Source organism: Anthropogastromicrobium aceti, from assembly GCF_020687335.1.
In the GTDB taxonomy this organism is placed as follows: Bacteria; Bacillota; Clostridia; order Lachnospirales; family Lachnospiraceae; genus Anthropogastromicrobium; species Anthropogastromicrobium aceti.
This window is the reverse complement of the sequence record NZ_JAJEQN010000095.1, coordinates 1-1,500: the sequence shown is the minus strand read 5'-3', so window position 1 is coordinate 1,500 and position 1,500 is coordinate 1. Positions and strand designations below refer to the sequence as shown.

The 1,500-nt window shown below is 34.5% G+C and carries 2 protein-coding genes and 1 pseudogene; 1 reads left to right on the top strand and 2 read right to left on the bottom strand.

Features of this window, described 5'->3' with window-relative positions; genetic code table 11:
• Both LKD48_RS16385 and LKD48_RS16380 read right to left on the bottom strand, forming a co-directional pair.
• Window positions 1-343, bottom strand: a 343-nt coding sequence (locus LKD48_RS16385; RefSeq protein ID WP_308732652.1) for a hypothetical protein, incomplete at its 3' end; no start/stop codon positions are given.
• A 152-nt stretch (window positions 344-495) separates the two neighbouring features.
• The gene (locus LKD48_RS16380) at window positions 496-822 is read right to left on the bottom strand and encodes a hypothetical protein (protein ID WP_308732651.1); all 327 of its coding nucleotides are present in this window, start codon (window positions 820-822) and stop codon (window positions 496-498) included.
• A 164-nt stretch (window positions 823-986) separates the two neighbouring features.
• On the opposite strand from LKD48_RS16380, the pseudogene LKD48_RS16375 reads away from it, so the two are divergent.
• Window positions 987-1,301 (top strand): annotated as a pseudogene (locus LKD48_RS16375) (transposase); the annotation flags it as partial.
• Window positions 1,302-1,500 lie beyond the last annotated feature (199 nt).

Sequence of the window (1,500 nt, the reverse complement as noted above, 5' to 3'; positions counted from 1 at the left end):
AATCACAAAATTTTTTTGATAATCTTGGAAAGATACATTTATTTTGTATTTCTACAAACATATACTCTCCTCCCATAAATACCTTTTCACTATCAATTTCTTTTCCATCCTTTAACAAGACAAAACTACAATAATATTGATATCCTGCTCGAAACTCAACTCTTTCATTAAATATTTCATCTGGATTATATATATTATTTTCCCAATATTGTTCTAGTTTTATATCAATTCCATACACTTCTAGTTTTTTCTCCCACATCTTTATATTTTGTTTGAATTGTTCCCAGATATTTGTTTCATTACTTATAATATTTGTTATTTCCTCTGTCGAAAACTTTTTCATATAACCGCCTCCTCCATTATTAATGCTCTATATGGAACAAATTTTCTAGTGCCTATTATGTATAAGGTACTAGAAAATTTATTTCTTTTGCTTAATTCTTCTGTTTATAAAACATCAATATATATACTAATATATTTATTAAATAGCTTTTCTTAATCTATTCTCCTAAAATATATTGTCCAATGATGTACAGCTCTAGCTTTTCCCTTTGGCCAACGATTCAATTGCCAATGCCAAAAGTTATGTTTTGCACCTTCTCCATGCGGAGCATGTATTTCAATTGAATTAACTACCTTTTGAACTTTAGTTCCATTATTAGTTACTCTATTATAACTATATTTCACTCCTAAATGTCCCTTTCCAGTTGCTCCTTTTGATTTCAATCGTCCAACTGCCTGTATTTTAAATTTTTTGTTTTTTATAAGTCCTGCTCCTGCACCAATAGCCGCTCCTGCTATTGCTCCAGTTGTAAATCCCACTGATCCCCACTTTAAAGCTGCTGTTCCTGAATTTTTCCAGCTGCCGGTTGATATTCTACTTACAATTCACATTGGGGTCAGGTACCATAAATTTTTCATAATTAAACTTTTATAAAATTTTAATTATTTTTATTTTTTGTTGCCGGTTCCTGACCCCAATGTGGCGGTTTACCCACAGGGAAGCACTGACCGCCTTTGCGGGCGTAGACCCCGGTGTTGATGAATCCGACCAGCACAAGTCAAAGAGCAACAGGGCTTCAAAGGTCGGCTCCGCAAGGCTGCGCAAAACATTGTTTCAGATCATGACAACCCTGTTGCAAAATGCTCCTGAAGACGATCCGGTGTACCGTTTTCTTAACAAAAAACGGTCTCAGGGAAAGCCTTACTATGTCTACATGACAGCCGGAGCGAATAAGTTCTTACGCATTTACTATGGTAAAGTCAAAGAGTGTCTGTGGAACTTAGAACAGACAGAATAACACCCTTTTCTATATCACCCCTTTCAAAGCCGGCATTTCTGGCGGCTTAAAAGTTATGCACAAAATATCAAATCAGATTTTTGAAATTTTTTTCAAAAAACACTTGACTTTTTATTAGCAGGCTTCTATTATACCATAAACAACACGCGTCACTGGATCACCTTCCGTATTAATTGCAGTATTAATTCCATTAACTATT